Here is a 15,708-nt window from a genome sequence, read left to right as displayed (position 1 = left end):
CGGCAGCCGCTCCCCGTCAGGGGTGGGCCGCCGGTCTACGGGAGGCTGAAGCGAGGCACCCAAAAACGACCGGGTCCCCCATGCGTCTTCTCCTCGCCGCCCTGCTTGCCGCCGCCCCGGCGTCGGCCTTCGCTCAAGCGGCGGCGCGGGACAACATCGATGCGCTGATCGCCGAGCAGGCCCGGGCCAACAAGGTGCCCGAGGCGTTCGTCCATCGCGTGGTCAAGCGGGAGAGCAACTACAACGCCCGCGCCAAGGGCGGCTCGGCGCTCGGCCTGATGCAGATCAAGCACGCCACCGCGCGGGGCCTCGGCTACAACGGCGACGCGGCCGGGCTGTTCGATCCCGAGACCAACCTGAAATACGGCATCGCCTATCTCGCCGGCGCCTACCGCGCTGCGAAGGGCGACGTGGAGCAGGCCTACCGCTACTACAGCCGCGGCTACTACTACGCCGCCAAGCGCCTCGGCATCGACGCCACGCCGCCCGACGATGCGGGGACGACGACCGTGGCCTCCGCCGCGCCGGCCGCCGGCACGAGCGCCCGCTCGGCCAACGGCTTCGACGGCCTGTTCGCCCTTCGCGGCAACGCACCGGCCGCGGGCACCTCGCAGGCGCTGGCCTACGCCGCACCGGGGCCGGGCCCGACCGACGCCGTGGAGGTGCCGCTCCCGCCGCGACGGCCCGCCACCCTCGCCGCCGAACCGGCGCTGCAGGTCGCAAGCCTCGCCCAGCCCGCCGCACAGCCGCAGGCCGCCGCTCAAGCTACGGTTCAAGTACCGAGCCAGCCTCAGCCGATCCCGCAGGCTGCCGCCGGACAACATGCGGCCGTGTCCGATTCCGTCGAGGTGCCGCTGCCGCCGCGCCGCCCCTCCGAGACCGTGCTCGCGGCGATCGTCCGTGCGCCGATCGTGGTGGCCCGCAAACCCGCCGAGCCCGCCCCGATCCGGGAGGCCTCGGCGGCCCCCGCCACGCCCTGAACACGCCGTGCGCCCATCGCGCATCAGCCGCCTGTCCATAGAGGAACGGGCGCTCTAGCCAGTCGCCCTTCCTGCGGTTATACAGCCCGCCTCGAATCTCCGTCACTCAACGCGGTGCCATCGGCGATCCCCCGATTAAGGGGATGGGCCTTGGGCGCCCTTTTTGCCTGAGGTACACTCCCATGGCCGTTCCGAAGCGAAAGACTTCCCCCTCCCGCCGCGGCATGCGCCGCTCCGCCGACGCCCTCAAGGCCCCGACCTATGTCGAGGACAAGGACTCTGGCGAGCTGCGCCGCCCGCACCACATCGACCTGAAGACCGGCATGTATCGCGGCCGTCAGGTTCTGAAGGTGAAGTCCGCCGAGGCGTAAGGACCGAGAGCCGCCGGACCTGTCCGGCGGCCACGGATCCGTTATCTGGAGGCCGCGGCCCGTGCGTAGAGCGCGGCCGCGGCCTTCGTGCGTTCCAGGCGGGCCGGACGCAGGGCAGGGTCGGCGCTGACGATCAACTGGGTCAGAAAGTTCGCCATCGGGCGACCGCCCCGAAGACGGGGGCCTGCCCCGGCAGATGACGGGGCCACGAGGGCGCGCGAGGAGGCTTCGGGACCGGCGGCTTCGCCTGAGGCGGTGTGGCCCTGATCGGCACAATCGGTCTTGGAACGGTCCATGTCGCGTCGCATCTCCGGCCCCGCACGCGATCTCGTGCAAGGCCTGGGCCGACGTTAACCGGATCTTAACGAACTGTCTCGCGCCGGCAGGTGCGGACGTTGAGGAATCGCTCGAAGAGCGATGGCCCTGCCGGCCGCACGCGGACACGCCCCACGCAGCACGTCCGAGGGGCCAGAACAGCCGGAGGGACGTCGATCGGAGCGGACGTCGAGGCTGTGGAGGCCACCGCAGGCGTTTGTGGTGAAACGAAGAAAAGGGGCATCGCCCTCGAGCGATACCCCTGGAAGACGCCGTTAAGTTGCCGCCGCGCTACTTGCGCGCCAGCGACTCCAGGCGGGCCTGCATCTCCGCCATCTGCTTCTTCAATTCGTCGAGGTCGTTTCCTCCGCCGGTAGCGGCAGGAACGGCGGCCGGCGGCGAGGCGGGCGCAGTTCCCGACACCGACGGCGGGGCAGGGGGGCCGAAACCGCCGGTAAACATCTTCATCGCATCGCCGAAGAAGGTCATGTTGGCCCGCACCTGCTCCTGCAGCGCCTGCTGGAAGGCGGAGGGGCCGAAGCTTTGAGCCATCTTCTCGCGAAGGCCATCCTGGTCCTTGGCGAAGTTCGCCATGGAGAATTCGAGGAAACTCGGCACCATCGTGCGCATGCTGTCGCCGTAGAAGCGGATCAGTTGCCGCAGGAAGGCCACCGGCAGCAAGTTATCCTCGCCGGCCTTGTTTTCTTGCTCGAAGATGATCTGGGTCAGGACCGAGCGGGTGATGTCGTCGCCCGAGCGCGCATCGTAGACGATGAAGTCCTCGCCGTTCTGCACCATCGTCGCGAGGTCTTCGAGCGTGACGTAGGTGGATGTGCCGGTGTGATAGAGCCGGCGATTGGCGTATTTCTTGATGACGGTCTGATGCGCCCTGCCGTTCTCGGCCATTGTTGCGACACCTCCCGCTTCGGTCATGAGTCTGCGCAAAGCTCAACGCTCCGCCATGATCGGCTGCCCGCCTGCGCAGGCCGGGTCCTGCATTCTTCGGCTCCGACCTTAAGGCTTACGCGACGCGGCGAAAACAGCAATTTATCTCTGTCCCCGCAGAATCCGACGGCACGTGTCTATGCCGGTGCGACGCGGTGCGACGTTCCGGCCATCTTGTCCGAAAGCACGCTTGACTTCGCGAGTGCTGCGCTCTTCATCCGGTGAACGGCAAGTCGCGCACCGGACATTCTGGTCTACCAAATATCGCGCAGCCGAACGAGGAGAACGTCACGATGGCAGCCAGCGAAGATATCGTCATTGTCGGGGCGGCGCGCACGCCGGTGGGTTCGTTCGCCGGCGCCTTCGGCTCGGTGCCCGCGCACGAACTCGGCGCGGTGGCGATCAAGGCGGCTTTGGAGCGGGCGGGCGTTTCGCCGGACGACGTGGATGAGGTGATCTTCGGCCAGGTGCTCACGGCGGCCGCCGGCCAGAACCCGGCGCGCCAAGCCGCCATCGCCGCGGGCATCCCGGAGAAGGCCACCGCCTGGGGCCTCAACCAGGTCTGCGGTTCTGGGCTGCGCACGGTCGCCGTCGGCATGCAGCAGATCGCCAACGGCGACGCCAAGGTGATCGTGGCGGGCGGCCAGGAATCGATGTCGCTTTCCCCCCACGCGCAATACCTGCGCGGCGGCCAGAAGATGGGTGACCTCAAGCTCGTCGACACGATGATCAAGGACGGCCTGTGGGATGCCTTCAACGGCTACCACATGGGCCAGACCGCCGAGAACGTGGCGCAGGCCTTCCAGCTCACCCGCGAGCAGCAGGACCAGTTCGCGGTGCGATCGCAGAACAAGGCCGAGGCCGCCCGCAAGGAGGGCCGGTTCAAGGAGGAGATCGTCCCCGTCACCGTAAAGGGCCGGAAGGGCGACACGATCGTCGACACCGACGAGTATATCCGCGACGGCGCCACCGTCGAGGCGATGGCCAAGCTCAAGCCCGCCTTCACCAAGGACGGCACCGTGACCGCCGCCAACGCCTCGGGCCTCAACGACGGCGCCGCCGCCCTCGTGCTGATGTCGGCCTCTGAGGCCGAGCGCCGGGGCATCAAGCCGCTGGCCAAGATCGTCTCCTGGGCGACCGCGGGCGTCGATCCCAAGGTGATGGGCACCGGCCCGATTCCGGCCTCGCGCAAGGCGCTCGACAAGGCCGGCTGGAAGCCCGCCGACCTCGACCTCATCGAGGCGAACGAGGCCTTCGCCGCCCAGGCTCTGGCCGTGAACAAGGACATGGGCTGGGACGACGAGAAGGTGAACGTCAATGGCGGCGCCATCGCCATCGGCCACCCGATCGGCGCCTCGGGCGCCCGCGTCCTCATCACCCTGCTGCACGAGCTGAAGCGCCGCGATGCCAGACGAGGCCTCGCCACCCTCTGCATCGGCGGCGGCATGGGCGTCGCGATGTGCGTCGAGCGGGTCTGAGCGACCGGCTTCGGAGGGGAGGGCATCCACTGCCCTCTCTTCCTCTGAAATGGCTTGCCCTGACCTCAAACTGAATTTGACGAAAACGGCTTGAGAGTTTGTGAAATTTAAATGCGGTGCCAGCGTCCGGTCGCCCGGTTACACAGACCGGGCAAGGCGCAGAGACCCGCTCCCGCCAAGGTGGTGACAGGATCCTTGTCCTGTCCGCCACACGCCTAGCGGGTGTTTCGCGAACCGGCTTAACAACAACCCGATACGGGAGCACGGAGGAAACCATGGCTCAGGAACGCGTCGCCCTCGTCACGGGCGGAACGCGCGGCATCGGCGCCGCGATCTCGAAGCGCCTGAAGGATAAGGGCTACAAGGTCGCTGCCAATTACGGCGGCAACGACGAGGCCGCCAACGCCTTCAAGGCCGAGACCGGCATTCCGGTGTTCAAGTTCGATGTCGGCGATCTCGCGAGCTGCGAGGCCGGCATCAAGGCGATCGAGGCGGAACTGGGCCCGATCGACATCCTGGTGAACAACGCCGGCATCACCCGCGACGGCGCCTTCCACAAGATGACCTTCGAGAAGTGGCAGGCGGTCATCAAGACCAACCTCGACTCGATGTTCACCTGCACCCGTCCGCTGATCGACGGTATGCGCTCGCGCAATTTCGGGCGCATCATCATCATCTCGTCGATCAACGGCCAGAAGGGCCAGGCCGGCCAGACCAACTACTCGGCGGCGAAGGCCGGCGTGATCGGCTTCGCCAAGGCTCTGGCGCAGGAGAGCGCCTCCAAGGGCATTACCGTGAACGTGGTGGCCCCCGGCTACATCGCCACCGAGATGGTGATGGCTGTGCCGGAGGACATCCGCAACAAGATCATCTCGACGATCCCGACCGGTCGCCTCGGCGAGGCCGACGAGATCGCCCACGCGGTCGAGTACCTCGCCAGCGACGCAGCCGGCTTCGTGACCGGCTCGACGCTGACGATCAACGGCGGCCAGCACTTCGTCTGATCGACGTCCTCGTCCCGCGCCTTCCCAAGGCCGCCGGTCCGCTCGACGGGCCGGCGGCCTTCGCCATTTTCGGGCAAGATGCTCGCTTGCCCAAGAAAAATACCTTATCCCGCGTTCCCACCTCCCCGAATCCTCCGATCGATGAACCGGCTGTGCTGCGCCTCGCGCTGATCCTGCGGCGGAACCTGCCCCGACTGGCGGGCCTCGCGACCATTCCGCTGATCCGGGCGGTGTTCCTTCTCGCGCGGATGCTTGGCACCGACCGGGCGAGTGCGGCCGGCGGCCGGCTCGCGCGTCTTGTCGGCCCGTTCCTGCCCTCTCACCGTACGGCGATGGCCAACCTCCGCGCGGCCTATCCAAAGGAGGACGAGGCGCGGCTGCGAGCAATCGCCGGGGAGGCCTGGGAGAATCTCGGGCGCACCGGCGCAGAATACGCCCATCTCGACACGATCTTCGATTTCGATCCCGAGAACCTCGCCACGCAGCGCATGGACGTGCGCGGGCTGGAGCAGTTCTTCGCGATCCGCGACGACGGCCGGCCGGGGCTGATCTTCTCGGCCCACCTCGCCAACTGGGAATTGCCGGCGATCTGCGCGGAGAAATTCGGCCTGGAGACCACCGCGGTGTTTCGGCCGCCGAACAATCCGGCCGCCGCCCAATTGGTGCAGGAGGTGCGTCGCAAGACCATGGGGGGGCTGGCCGCCTCCGGACCCGGCGCCGTCTTCGCCATGCAGGGGGTGGTGGAGCGCGGCGGCCATCTCGGCCAGCTCATCGACCAGCACTTCACCCGCGGCGTGGTGGTTCAGTTCTTCGGCCGCCCGGTTCTCGCCAACCCGCTGCTCGGCAAGCTCGCCCGGCACCACGATTGCCCGGTCCACGGCGCGCGGGTGGTGCGCAAGCCGGGCGGGCGCTTCCTGCTCGAACTGACGCCGCCCCTCGACCTGCCCCGCGGCCCCGATGGGCTCATCGACGTTCAAGGTGCGATGCAGGCGATGACGCATGTGGTCGAGGGATGGGTGCGCGAGCATCCCGGCCAGTGGCTGTGGATGCACCGCCGCTGGCGGCCCAACATGCTGCCGAAGGGGACATCGACGCACACCGCCTGACAGCGCGCCATTCCATCGCTCAGAGTGTGCGGCGCGGTGGCGACGCCCCGGCTTTCTGCTCTCTCCGTCATCGCGAGCGTCAGCGAAGCGATCCAGAGCGCGACTTCTCCGGAAGAGTCGCGCCCTGGGTTGCTTCGGCTCCGCCTCGCAAGGACGGACGCGAATCGGATCAGTCGGCCCATTCACCGCGGCGCATCACCGGCACGGCCTCGCCGGACGCCGTGATCCCGTCCACGTCGATCTCCGCCGAGCCGATCATCCAGTCGATATGGATCAGGCTGCGGTTGGCGCCGCGCGCGGCGAGATCGGCCTCGCTCAGGCCCTCGCCGCCGTTGCGGAAGCATTTCGAGTAGGCCTGTCCGAGCGCGATGTGGCTCGCGGCGTTCTCGTCGTAGAGCGTGTTGTAGAACAGGAGCCCCGACGCCGAGATCGCCGAGGAGGCGGGCACCAGCGCCACCTCGCCGAGACGGGCCGCGCCCTCGTCGGTGTCGAGCACTTTGGCGAGCACGTCGCTGCCGGTGCGCGCATGCGCCTCGACGATCCGTCCCTCCGAGAAGCGCACGCGGATCTCGTCGATCAGGGTGCCCTGATAGGAGAGCGGCTTGGTGCTGGCGACGGTGCCCTCCACCCGCAGGCGGTGCGGCGTGGTGAACACCTCCTCCGTCGGAATGTTGGCGTTGCAGACCACGCCGTTCTTGGCGGTCGTGGCGCCGCCGCACCATTCGTGGTCGTCGGCGAGGCCGACCGTGAGGTCGGTGCCGGGGCCGCGGAAGTGCAGGGCCGAGAAGCGGGATCCGTTGAGCCGCTCGGTGCGGCGGGCGAGATCGCGGTTGTGCTCGCCCCAGGCGGCCACCGGATCGGGCCCGTCGATGCGCGAGGCAGAAAACACCGCGTCCCACAGGCGGGCGACCGCCTCGTCCTCGGGCAGATCGGGAAAGACCGTGCGGGCCCAGGGCTTGGTTGCGGCCGAGACGATGGTCCAGTTGGTGGAGAAGCCCGCGATCAGTTCCAGGGCCGGCACGTAGGCCTGGGAGCGCGAGCGGTTGGCGCGGGCGACCTTGGCCGGATCCTGGCCCGCCAGCAGGGACGGGTCGTCGCCGGAGATGGCGAGGCGGGCCGCGCCGCTGCGGTAGGCATCGGCCATGCCGGCGTAGAGCCAGCCGGCGGCCTTGTCGAAGGCCTCGTCGGATGCGTGGGCGAAGCGGGCGAGGGTGGCGGCGTCGTCCGCGTAGAAGGTGGTGACCAGCGCGGCGCCGGCCTTGTAGGCGTGTTCGGTGATCGCGCGGGCGAGCGGCACCGCTTCGAGGGGCGCCGTCATCACCAGTTCCTGGCCCGGCCGCAGCCCGAGGCCGACCCGCACGGCGACCTCCGCCAGCCGGTCGAGGCGCTCGGTGAATGGGAGGGCGGCCGTTCCCGGCATCTGGCTCATGGGGCGATCCTCACGCTGTTTCGCCGCGCGCGATCCCCCGGCTCCGATGCGGGCGTCAGATCCTCACGCGGCTCAGGCCGCGCGCGACCACGTGATCTCGCCCAGATTCTCGCGGAAGGCAAAGCGCAGGAGGTGGTCGGAGACGACATTCTCCAGCCGTGTCAGGCCGGCGGGGTCGGGGGTCGCGACCTGCAGCAGCAGGGCCTCGGGGCTCGCCTCGAAGGTGCAGATGCGGTCCTCGCCGAACGGAACGCGGCCCTTGTCGCCGCTCTCCTCAACGGGGAACTTGTGGCTCCAGTGGCGGCAGAGCTGCTTGAGGTAGCGGCTCGCTTCCGCAGTCGGCACCCGGGCCTGCGAGATGGGCATCGATGGTCTCCTTCAAAGTCGGTGCAGTGGGGAGCGCGCGAAGAGCACGCCCGTGAATTCGGTCCCGGATGCTTCCCACTCCCGTTGCTGCAGCGCATCGCTTTTCGAGGAAACGACGCCGCAACGCAGCATATGGAATGAGGGACTAAAATCGTCATGCGACGAAACCGAGGCAGTCCCTTCCGCCTCGAGCCACCGCAGAGGGCGATTGTCGTGTCGCAGAGGTTAACGATCTCATCATCCGGCGCGCGATTCCGGTTGTGCGCAAGGCTCATCCCCTTCGCGGAACAGGGATCATGCCGCGCTCTTGTGCGTCGCACAATAACCCCTGAACAACACGCCGCGTTCCCACGTGTGGTCCGTCACACGGCGCCCGGGCCCGTACCTCAGACCGGGAGGGCCGGCGGTGGATCGTCCGAGAGGGCAACGACCTTGCCGGGATTGAGGAGATCGTGGGGATCGAGAGTGCCCTTGAGCCGCCGCATCAGGTCGAGGCCCACGGGATCGGCCGTGCGAGCGAGTTCGTCGCGCTTGATCAGGCCGATGCCGTGCTCGGCGGCGATGGAGCCGTCCATCCGCTCGACGATCCCATGAACGATGCCGTTGAAGCGGCTCCACTGGCTCAGAAACGCGGCCTTCTCCATGCCGAGGGGCTGGGTCAGGTTGAAGTGGATGTTGCCGTCGCCGAAATGGCCGAACGGGCAGGGGCGCAGGCCCGGCATCGCCGCCTCGCAGGCCGCGGTCGCCTCCTCCAGGAAATCGGCCAGCCGCGAGAGCGGCAGCGAGACGTCGTGCTTGATCGAACCGCCCTCCGCCTTCTGCACCTCGGGCAGCAACTCGCGCAGGCGCCACAGGGCGGCATCCTGCGCGGCGCTGCCGCCGATCACCGCATCCTCCACCAGCCCGGCCTCCATCGCTTCGGCAAGGAGAGCCTCCATCTCGGCGCGGCTGTCGGCGCCGGGGCGGGGCGAGGACAATTCGACGAGGGCATAGGCCGCATGGGCGCCGGCGAGCGGCGGGCGTACGTCGATGCCGTGCTTCAGGACGATTTCCAGGCCGAAGCGGGGCATGTATTCGAAGGCGGTCAGCCCCCGGTCGGCGCCGGCCCGCAGCCGCGCGAACAGGGCGAGCGCCGCCCGTGCCGAGGGCAGCCCGACGAAGCCGACGCAGGTCGAGAGCGGCCTGGGGAACAGCTTCAGGGTCGCGGCGGTGATGATGCCGAGGGTGCCCTCCGACCCGATGAACAGGTGCTTGAGGTCATAGCCGGCGTTGTTCTTGCGCAGCGCCTTGAGCCCGTTCCAGACCCGCCCGTCAGCGAGCACGACTTCGAGCCCGAGCACGAGGTCGCGGGCATTGCCATAGGCCAGCACCGCGAGGCCTCCGGCATTGGTGGCGATCCCGCCGCCGATCCGCGCCGTGCCCTCCGCCGCCCAGGAGAGCGGAAACAGCATCCCGGCCTCCGCCGCCGCCGCCTGGACGTCGGCGAGGATCATGCCGGCTTCCACCGTCATGCTGGCACCCAGCGGATCGATCGCCCGCAGCCGTGCGAGGCGGTTCAGGGACAGCACGATCCCGCCGAAGGGCACGCCGCCGCCGACGAGACCGGTATTGCCGCCCTGCGCCACCACCGGCACCCGTGCCTCGGCGCAGGCCCCCATCGTCAAGGCGACCTCCTCGGTCGAGCCCGGCGTGACCACGGCGAGGGCTTGGCCGCGATAGAGCCCGCGCGACTCGACCAAGTGCGGCGCGATCTCGGCCGGCTCGGTGCGGACGTGCCGCGCCCCGAGCCGCTCGGAGAGCGCGGCGAGAAGGCCGTCATGGGTGGGGCGGGCGTCGGTCATCGGCGGGCGGGCAAGAGCATCCTCCGCCCCAGATAGGCCGGGCGGACGCGGATTGCACCGAGGACCGTGGATGGCGGGGAGGCGTGAGCGAGAGCGCGTTCCGACGAAGTGGATGCCGGTTCGTCGAAAGAAGGCGCGACACGACAGGGCCTGGGAGCCGCCGACCTGATGCAATCGGGTCGAGCCCGGCTCTCGAGATGGCACGCTCCGGCCCCTCGCGGGTTTCCTTGCCGCGGCGGATCGCCGCCCGATCGATTCCGTATCGTCGTCCGACCGAAGACGAGGCTTGAGGCGCCATGCTGTCCGTGATTCCGAACCCGTCGCGCGCCACGCTGCCGATCCAGGGCTGCTCCGACCTGTTTCCCGTGCGCAGGGTCTATTGCGTGGGCCGCAACTACCGCGCCCATGCCCGCGAGATGGGCGCCGACGAGCGCGACCCGCCGTTCTTCTTCCTTAAGCCGGCCGATACGATCCAGGTCGTGCCCAAGGGTGCGACGGTCGAGCATCCCTACCCGCCGCGCACCGAGAACTACCATTTCGAGGTGGAACTGGTGGCGGCCCTGGGTCGCGGCGGTCGCGACATCCCGGTGGAGAGCGCCGGCACTCATGTCTACGGCTATGCGGTGGGCCTCGACATGACCCGGCGCGACCTGCAGGACGAGGCCAAGCGGCAGGCACGGCCCTGGGAGCTCGGCAAGGCGGCGGATTTTTCGGCCCCAATCGGTCCGCTCCGGCCGGCCGGCGTCATCGGCCATCCCCGCTCCGGCGCGATCACGCTGGCCGTCGACGGCGAGGAGCGCCAGCGGGGCGACCTGTCCGAGATGATCTGGTCGGTGCCGGAGCAGGTCGCGCTGCTCTCGACCTATTTCGAGCTGCATCCCGGCGACCTGATCTTCACCGGCACGCCGTCGGGCGTCGGGGCGGTGCAGCGCGGGCAGACCATGCGTGCGCGCATCGATGGGATCGGGACGATCGCGCTGCGGGTCGTGTGAGCGGGACGGGCGCGACGCCACCGTCTACAAGACCCGGCATGATCCTGAATCTCGACCGTCCCTGGCTGCACCGCCTGTCCCTGCGCGTCGCGCTCCTGACCCGCGGCATGACCTTGGGGGTGCGCGGCGTCGCCATCGACGGGCAGGGGCGGGTCTGCCTCGTGCGCCACACCTATGTCGGCGGCTGGCACCTGCCCGGCGGCGGGATCGATCCGGGTGAGAGCGCGCCCGCCGCGATGGCCCGCGAGTTCCGCGAGGAGGCCGAGATCATCGTGGCGCCCGAGGCGGTTCTGCGCCTGCACGGCTTCTTCCTCAATCCGGGTGCGATGCGCCGCGACCACATCGCCGTCTACGTCGTCCCGGCCTTCACCGTGGCGGGGCCGAAGCGGCCCGACCGCGAGATCGCCGAGGCCGGCTTCTTCCCCCTCGACGCGCTTCCCACGGACACCACCCGCGCCACCCGTGCCCGCCTCGCCGAAATCCGCGAGGGGCAGCCTCCGGCCGAGCTTTGGTGAGCCCCGGAAAAAATCTCGAACCTGCCCCGAACTTGGCGCTTGCATCCGCCGGCGGGATGGTGTTTACACACCTCCACCGACGGGGGCGCCCACGGCGCCGGACGGACGGACAAGAGAGCGGGTGTAGCTCAGGGGTAGAGCACAACCTTGCCAAGGTTGGGGTCGAGGGTTCGAATCCCTTCGCCCGCTCCAGTTTCCCAACCATTCCAAGCCTTTAGGGCTAATTCGGTCAGCGAAGCCGCGTCCCGAATATCTAGAGGCCTCACCGAGGCTTCACGTTTCTGCTCGTCGAAACGACGGCTAGAAGGTATAGGTCTAGCACCTCAGTCCTTTGCACCGGCATATTGGGGTGTTGTGACGCCTTGAGCGGCCCCGGTTGTCGAATGTGTTGATTCGCACCAGAGATCATTTCCGTTCCTTCAGTCCTTCGCTAGGATGGAACGGGACGCCGCTTATCTGCCCACATCGTGGCACCCGGCAGGCCGGCTGCCGCAGATGCCTCATGCCACCGGGTCGACGTCGGATGTGACCGACGAGGCTGGCGACGATTTCGCCCCCCTTGATCGCATTGACTGATCTGCTCCGGCTGCGGAAGTCGGTTTCAGGCGCGTCTTCCGGAGACAATCGGCGGCAAGTAGCCCTTCGGTGGAGCCCGCTTCAGCGCAGCAATTGCCGTTCGCAGAATCATGCGTATCGAGGTCACGATCTCGTCCCCCGTCTTTCCGAACTCGCCCGCAGCGATCCGTGAAGCATGATGTTCTCGCGCATGGCGCTGCCCTTGCAGGAAGCAATGCCGCAACTCGAGCGGCAGCGATTCCCGATCATCACCTCGTCGTCGCCCTCGAAGCGACGAAGCTCCGGTTGAGGACATCGACGGGGACATCCAGACCCTGGCCGACCACGGGCGGGCTGGACGCGAAGCCGGCTCGACCGGTGCCCTCCTCGATGCGCAGACCGCGCGCCCAGGCGGCGTCGGCGTCAGGGCGAGCGCGGCCGCGATCCGGCCCTGGGCGTGGTCGGCCGCAAGCGTCATGCACTCACCGGTACCTATGGCGCTCTGTCTCTGGCTACCGTCTCAACGGCCGGCCGCCGCGACAGCCAGGGCGGGGTTGCGCTGCAGCGGGCGTCCTGGCTGCTCTGGCCGTTCCTGGCCTCCTGCTTCGCCGTGCAGCCCCACGTTGGGTGATCGGATGGGACCCTTCAGCGGATCCGTTCGATGCTGCAGGTTCGTCCGTGTAGCCGCCTGTGAGACCAGAGCGGATGGTTGGTGTAACCGGCGCTGGGTCCACTCATACCGCAGAGCCGGGCAAACGGCGAGCGAACTCCTGACCCCTTCCGGACCTTCGGCACCACACACCTGAAAGTCCGCTTCAGGTCATGAAGGGGACCTCTCGTTCGCGTTCGCGAAAAAGTCTCGGCAGCTCTCATGCGCACTCAAAACGCATGCAGCCGGTGAATGATAGCTTCCTCATTTCGCAGGAGCCGGCCGTTCCCGCGGGCACCTTATCACAATGCAAGACGATCCAAGTCGCTGACTCATTTAGAGCCAGGCCCTTCCAAATTTAACGAAGCAAAACCCCTTTTTTATATAATTTGTATGTCTTGGACGATAGTCAGCCAGCCTAATCCGCTTCATCACGGCACGGTTGGCTGCGGCGCGGTGTAAAGCGGGCGCGCCGGTCGCGGCAGACTGGCGGAGGAACGGCCGAGTTGGGCGTCGATCCGTCGGTATGTTGCAAGTGCCTGCCCGACGATCTGGTCCATGTTGTAGTAGCGGTAGGTAGCGAGCCGACCAACGAACCAGACATCGGGCTGTGCGAGGGCAAGCCGCTCATAGCGCTTGAACAGGGCTTGATTTTCTTGCGTCGGCACCGGGTAATAGGGATCGCCTTCGGCGCTCGGATACTCGTAGGTCAGGGATGTCTGCGGGTGCGCCTGGCCGGTCAGGTGCTTGTACTCGGTAATCCGCGTGTAGGCCTCGCTCTGCGGATAATTTACCACCGCCACCGGCTGGTGCCGGTCGGTATCGAGTGTCGTGTGCACGAAGCGCAAGGAGCGGTAGGGCAATCGGCCGAAACGTAAGCCAAAATACTCATCGATGGCGCCAGTATAGATCAGACGCCGGTGGGGGATGAACTCGCGCAGGCTGCCGAAATCGGCATTGGTCATCACGCTGATGTTGGGATGCGCCAGCATCCGTTCGAACATCCGCGTATAGCCCTGAGCCGGCATGGCCTGGAACGTGTCGGTGAAGTAGCGGTCGTCGCGGTTCGTGCGGGTGGGCACCCGTGCCGTCACCTGCCGGTCGAGTTCGGAAGGGTCGAGTCCCCATTGCTTGCGCGTGTAGCCGCGAAAGAACTTTTCGTAGAGTTCCCGGCCGATGGCTGAGACAACGACGTCCTCGGAGGTCCGGATCTCCGCGATCGGTTCGGCGCGGGCGGCGAACCATGCTGCGAGTTCGTCCGAGGTGAGGGAAAGGCCGTAGAGGCGGTTGATCGTGTCGAGATTGATCGGGATCGGCACCAGCATCCCGTCCGCCATCGCCAGAACCCGGTGCTCGTAGGGCCGCCACGCGGTGAACTGGGACAGGTAGTCGACGACACTGTCGGCGTTGGTGTGGAAGATGTGCGGCCCGTACTGATGGATGAGGATACCCGCCTCATCGAGCCTATCATACGCGTTGCCGCCGACATGGTGGCGCCGGTCGATCACGAGGACGCGCTCGCCGCGCTGACTCGCCAGCCGCTCCGCAAGCACGCTGCCAGCAAATCCCGCGCCGACGATCAGCCAATCGAACATGGATCCCGACCTCCAGGGTTGCAGGGATAGAGCTCAGACCGCGGTTGTGGCCGAGTGCAGAAGCGGAGCCGCCAAGGCTCCGCTGCGGCGCTGGGCATCCGCCATGAGCGCCTGCATCGCGGCCCAGGTCAGGTCCCAGGAATGAGTCGCGAGGCGCTGGTCGACCGCTTCGAGCCAAGCGTCCTTTGACCGGAATAGAAGCGCCTCGGCGGAGAGGACGACGGCTTCCGGCGTCTCGGCGACAGCGACCAATCCTGCCTCTCCGTAATCCCGCAGCACGTCGACGATGGGCGTCGAGATCACCTGCAGCCCGGCGGCCAGGAATTCGGGGGTCTTCGTCGGGCTGATGAACCGTGTCGCCTCGTTCAAGGCGAAGGGCATCAGGCCGAGATTCCAGCTTCGACGGCTTCAACCCTGAAAAGGCGGCTGAAGCGGCTTAGGTCGAGGCCGGTGAACGGAACTGGCGGCAGTTGTGTTGGCTGCCGCCACCTCTTCTCCAGTCGAGGACTTCAGACGAGGGGGTTCCGGTCGACGGCATGGAATTGCGGCTCGGTACGACCGGGCTGTAGGAAGACCGTGACCCGCCGATCACGGTAGCTCCGGCAGATCGAAGACACTTGAGGAGAACGTCATGCCCACGCTCTACACGATGCCGGGTACCTGTTCGCTTTCGCCGAACATCGCCATTGCATGGCTCGACGCGCCGGTCGAAGTTCACAACATAGCTTACGGCGATCAGAAGAAGGCCGCCTATCTCGCCATCAACCCCAAAGGCCAGGTCCCAGCGCTACGCTTCGATGACGGTGATGTGCTGACGGAGGCGTCGGCCATCCTCGCCTGGCTTGGCGCGGCGCACGGCAAGGAGGGCTACGGCCGCGACACGAGGCTCGGCCGCAAGGAAGCCGAGGCGCTGTCGTACATGACTTCGGAGGTCCATGCCGCTTATGGGGGGCACTTCAATACTCAGAAGCTCGCCGAGAGCGAAGCCGCGCGGGAAGAGGTCAAACGAAAGACCTACGAAACCCTCATCGGTCACTATAAGCGGATGGATGGCATCCTGAGTGAGAACGGTGGCGAGTGGTATCTCGGGCAGCGGTCTTTTGCTGACACTTTCCTCTACGTACTGACGCGTTGGATCGAGAAGACGCCGCTATCCATTGAAGACTATCCGGCATTGAAGGCACATCGCGCACGCATGGAGGCGGACGAGGGTGTCAAACGTGCCCTCGCGCGCCAGGACATGGAGCCGATTGGCTGAGGGAGGGCCTATCAGTCCGATGTCATGTTCCGAGGTGACCCGAAGGCCGGCCGCCTGGGGATGTGCTGCCAGGTTGGTCGCCAACACGGGTCCCCCGGCAGACCGTCGAGCCAGCCCGAGGACGCGTGTGCGCTACGTCTGACCGCCCGCAGCCTCGATGTCGGTTTCCGGGCGCCAAGGCAGAGCCCGCTTTCCACCGAGACTGTGTGAGAACGCGTTTTGGTCGATCGGTGCGGGGCGGAGATGGTGCGCGAGGTGCGGCGTGCTCTCACGCCCGGAGGGTCGTGAGGAGCGGTTCAACTCCGAGGA

General features: G+C 67.4%; 14 protein-coding genes, 1 tRNA gene and 1 pseudogene. 10 read left to right on the top strand and 6 right to left on the bottom strand.

Annotated features, from left to right (window positions below):
- Positions 1–80 precede the first annotated feature (80 nt).
- Entirely contained in the window at positions 81–980 is a 900-nt protein-coding gene (locus MFF24_RS18540; RefSeq protein ID WP_238226277.1) for a transglycosylase SLT domain-containing protein, read from the top strand.
- A 182-nt stretch (positions 981–1,162) separates the two neighbouring features.
- Positions 1,163–1,351, top strand: coding sequence for a 50S ribosomal protein L32 (gene rpmF / locus MFF24_RS18535; RefSeq protein ID WP_003601373.1), 189 nt, complete (start codon positions 1,163–1,165; stop codon positions 1,349–1,351).
- A gap of 606 nt (positions 1,352–1,957) precedes the next feature.
- Here the strand turns inward: rpmF and phaR are convergent.
- Positions 1,958–2,572, bottom strand: coding sequence for a polyhydroxyalkanoate synthesis repressor PhaR (gene phaR, locus MFF24_RS18530; protein ID WP_238226274.1), 615 nt, complete (start codon positions 2,570–2,572; stop codon positions 1,958–1,960).
- A gap of 332 nt (positions 2,573–2,904) precedes the next feature.
- Here phaR and MFF24_RS18525 point away from each other — a divergent pair, with 332 nt between their 5' ends.
- The 3 genes from MFF24_RS18525 to MFF24_RS18515 all read left to right on the top strand — a co-directional run bounded on the left by MFF24_RS18525 (position 2,905) and on the right by MFF24_RS18515 (position 6,199).
- Positions 2,905–4,089 carry an acetyl-CoA C-acetyltransferase gene (locus MFF24_RS18525; protein WP_108941250.1) on the top strand — a complete coding sequence of 395 codons (1,185 nt, stop codon included), beginning with the start codon at positions 2,905–2,907 and terminating at the stop codon, positions 4,087–4,089.
- A 275-nt stretch (positions 4,090–4,364) separates the two neighbouring features.
- Positions 4,365–5,093, top strand: coding sequence for an acetoacetyl-CoA reductase (gene phbB / locus MFF24_RS18520; RefSeq protein ID WP_108941251.1), 729 nt, complete (start codon positions 4,365–4,367; stop codon positions 5,091–5,093).
- Between the two features lie 152 nt (positions 5,094–5,245).
- Positions 5,246–6,199 carry a lipid A biosynthesis lauroyl acyltransferase gene (locus MFF24_RS18515; RefSeq protein WP_238226272.1) on the top strand — a complete coding sequence of 318 codons (954 nt, stop codon included), beginning with the start codon at positions 5,246–5,248 and terminating at the stop codon, positions 6,197–6,199.
- Between the two features lie 169 nt (positions 6,200–6,368).
- Here MFF24_RS18515 and MFF24_RS18510 read toward each other — a convergent pair whose 3' ends face one another.
- From MFF24_RS18510 to MFF24_RS18500, 3 genes are all read right to left on the bottom strand, one after another.
- Entirely contained in the window at positions 6,369–7,628 is a 1,260-nt protein-coding gene (locus tag MFF24_RS18510) for an aminopeptidase (protein ID WP_238226270.1), read from the bottom strand.
- A 72-nt stretch (positions 7,629–7,700) separates the two neighbouring features.
- Positions 7,701–7,994, bottom strand: coding sequence for a DUF2218 domain-containing protein (locus MFF24_RS18505; RefSeq protein ID WP_108941254.1), 294 nt, complete (start codon positions 7,992–7,994; stop codon positions 7,701–7,703).
- Between the two features lie 386 nt (positions 7,995–8,380).
- Positions 8,381–9,835: an FAD-binding oxidoreductase gene (locus MFF24_RS18500; RefSeq protein ID WP_238226268.1), complete on the bottom strand. Its 1,455-nt coding sequence runs from the start codon at positions 9,833–9,835 to the stop codon at positions 8,381–8,383.
- 296 nt (positions 9,836–10,131) lie between these two features.
- Between MFF24_RS18500 and MFF24_RS18495 the strand changes: the two genes are divergently transcribed.
- The 4 genes and pseudogenes from MFF24_RS18495 to MFF24_RS18480 form a co-directional block, all read left to right on the top strand.
- A complete protein-coding gene (locus MFF24_RS18495) occupies positions 10,132–10,827 on the top strand; it encodes a fumarylacetoacetate hydrolase family protein (RefSeq protein WP_238226266.1) in 696 nt (231 codons plus the stop codon).
- A 38-nt stretch (positions 10,828–10,865) separates the two neighbouring features.
- Complete coding sequence (locus MFF24_RS18490; RefSeq protein WP_238226264.1) at positions 10,866–11,342, top strand: NUDIX domain-containing protein; 477 nt, start codon at positions 10,866–10,868, stop codon at positions 11,340–11,342.
- Positions 11,343–11,459: 117 nt separating this feature from the next.
- Positions 11,460–11,534 (top strand) — tRNA-Gly (locus MFF24_RS18485).
- 698 nt (positions 11,535–12,232) lie between these two features.
- Positions 12,233–12,525: pseudogene (locus tag MFF24_RS18480) on the top strand (IS5/IS1182 family transposase); the annotation flags it as partial.
- A 452-nt stretch (positions 12,526–12,977) separates the two neighbouring features.
- Here the strand turns inward: MFF24_RS18480 and glf are convergent.
- Together glf and MFF24_RS18470 are read right to left on the bottom strand one after the other, a co-directional pair.
- Positions 12,978–14,141, bottom strand: coding sequence for a UDP-galactopyranose mutase (glf, locus tag MFF24_RS18475; RefSeq protein WP_238226262.1), 1,164 nt, complete (start codon positions 14,139–14,141; stop codon positions 12,978–12,980).
- Between the two features lie 33 nt (positions 14,142–14,174).
- Positions 14,175–14,522: a glycosyltransferase family protein gene (locus tag MFF24_RS18470; protein ID WP_238226260.1), complete on the bottom strand. Its 348-nt coding sequence runs from the start codon at positions 14,520–14,522 to the stop codon at positions 14,175–14,177.
- 250 nt (positions 14,523–14,772) lie between these two features.
- On the opposite strand from MFF24_RS18470, the gene MFF24_RS18465 reads away from it, so the two are divergent.
- On the top strand, positions 14,773–15,399 hold the full coding sequence (locus MFF24_RS18465) for a glutathione S-transferase family protein (RefSeq protein ID WP_166060154.1): 627 nt from the start codon (positions 14,773–14,775) through the stop codon (positions 15,397–15,399).
- The last annotated feature ends 309 nt before the right edge of the window (positions 15,400–15,708 follow it).

It is taken from the genome of Methylorubrum aminovorans, assembly GCF_022179725.1.
GTDB classification, from domain to species: domain Bacteria; phylum Pseudomonadota; class Alphaproteobacteria; order Rhizobiales; family Beijerinckiaceae; genus Methylobacterium; species Methylobacterium aminovorans.
This window is presented reverse-complemented; position numbering and strand designations above follow the sequence as displayed.

Excerpts from the sequence above, each read along its gene's own strand:
- MFF24_RS18540 (WP_238226277.1), top strand. The coding sequence starts at position 81 with ATGCGTCTTCTCCTCGCCGCCCTGCTTGCCGCCGCCCCGGCGTCGGCC.
- rpmF (WP_003601373.1), top strand. The coding sequence starts at position 1,163 with ATGGCCGTTCCGAAGCGAAAGACTTCCCCCTCCCGCCGCGGCATGCGC.
- phaR (WP_238226274.1), bottom strand. The coding sequence starts at position 2,572 with ATGGCCGAGAACGGCAGGGCGCATCAGACCGTCATCAAGAAATACGCC.
- MFF24_RS18525 (WP_108941250.1), top strand. The coding sequence starts at position 2,905 with ATGGCAGCCAGCGAAGATATCGTCATTGTCGGGGCGGCGCGCACGCCG.
- phbB (WP_108941251.1), top strand. The coding sequence starts at position 4,365 with ATGGCTCAGGAACGCGTCGCCCTCGTCACGGGCGGAACGCGCGGCATC.
- MFF24_RS18510 (WP_238226270.1), bottom strand. The coding sequence starts at position 7,628 with ATGAGCCAGATGCCGGGAACGGCCGCCCTCCCATTCACCGAGCGCCTC.
- MFF24_RS18505 (WP_108941254.1), bottom strand. The coding sequence starts at position 7,994 with ATGCCCATCTCGCAGGCCCGGGTGCCGACTGCGGAAGCGAGCCGCTAC.
- MFF24_RS18500 (WP_238226268.1), bottom strand. The coding sequence starts at position 9,835 with ATGACCGACGCCCGCCCCACCCATGACGGCCTTCTCGCCGCGCTCTCC.
- MFF24_RS18495 (WP_238226266.1), top strand. The coding sequence starts at position 10,132 with ATGCTGTCCGTGATTCCGAACCCGTCGCGCGCCACGCTGCCGATCCAG.
- MFF24_RS18490 (WP_238226264.1), top strand. The coding sequence starts at position 10,866 with ATGATCCTGAATCTCGACCGTCCCTGGCTGCACCGCCTGTCCCTGCGC.
- glf (WP_238226262.1), bottom strand. The coding sequence starts at position 14,141 with ATGTTCGATTGGCTGATCGTCGGCGCGGGATTTGCTGGCAGCGTGCTT.
- MFF24_RS18470 (WP_238226260.1), bottom strand. The coding sequence starts at position 14,522 with ATGCCCTTCGCCTTGAACGAGGCGACACGGTTCATCAGCCCGACGAAG.
- MFF24_RS18465 (WP_166060154.1), top strand. The coding sequence starts at position 14,773 with ATGCCCACGCTCTACACGATGCCGGGTACCTGTTCGCTTTCGCCGAAC.